This is a genomic window from Rhizobium sp. UFLA01-1127 (genome assembly GCF_059803845.1).
The window spans coordinates 1-805 of sequence record NZ_JAUQTZ010000310.1; the positions used below are offsets into that span (position 1 = coordinate 1).

Here is an 805-nt window from a genome sequence, read left to right on the forward strand (position 1 = left end):
ATCCGTCCGTAATCGAGGCCGAGATAGGGGCGGAACTCGCCGAGGATCTTCGCAAGTGCTGCATTGTCCGCGAAAGGCTGCGTACGCCAGACGAGATCGTTACGAATGAAGAAGCCGTTATTGCCGAAAAGCATGGTCTCGCGCGTGCCGCGCACGGAGGAATAGCCACCGATCGAGATCTGCTCGGCCCCGAACAGCTTGTCGGGAGAATATTGGCCGGTCACGATCGAATGGATTTCGAAATGCTGGTCCGCAAACTCGAATGGGCGCGTCATCGTCATCGTGCCGGTGAACTTGGAAAAGCGAGGATCTGCACCCCCTGCCCCGATATCGCCGGGAGCGACAGCATCGAAGAGGTTGAGCCCCTGGCTGTAGGACAGGTCGAAAACCCAAAGGCCGCCGAGCATGCGCCGCGAATGCGAGATACCGAGATCGCCGACCGTATATTTGCGGCTGCCGACCTCGATCCTGTTGCCCAGCAGGAAGTTGTTGGTTTCCTTGTAGGTGAGCCCGCTGTTGAAGGTGGTGATCGAATCCTTGTCGCGGAAAATCACGCGGTCAGCGCCGATACCCGCCTGCTTGGAATCGCCCGAGGTATCCAGCGGCCCGAAATTGCCCGGTATGGAGCTGTCATATTCATAATAGGAGGCGTTCGCCGAGAACGTCCAATAGCCGTAAGGAATACTCGCATTGCCGGAATAGCTGTTGCTCTTGCCTTGGCCGTCGTTGCGCCACGGGTAGTCCGCTCCCGTATGCTCGTAGGCGAAGTTCCATTGGTCGTTGAGACCGAAGAGACCGTCGTAGC

The 805-nt window shown here is 58.1% G+C and carries 1 protein-coding gene; it reads right to left on the bottom strand.

Annotated elements, in window-relative coordinates; all coding sequences use genetic code 11:
- Nucleotides 1-805, bottom strand: an 805-nt coding sequence (locus Q4Q11_RS31940; protein ID WP_498571995.1) for a ShlB/FhaC/HecB family hemolysin secretion/activation protein, incomplete at both ends; no start/stop codon positions are given.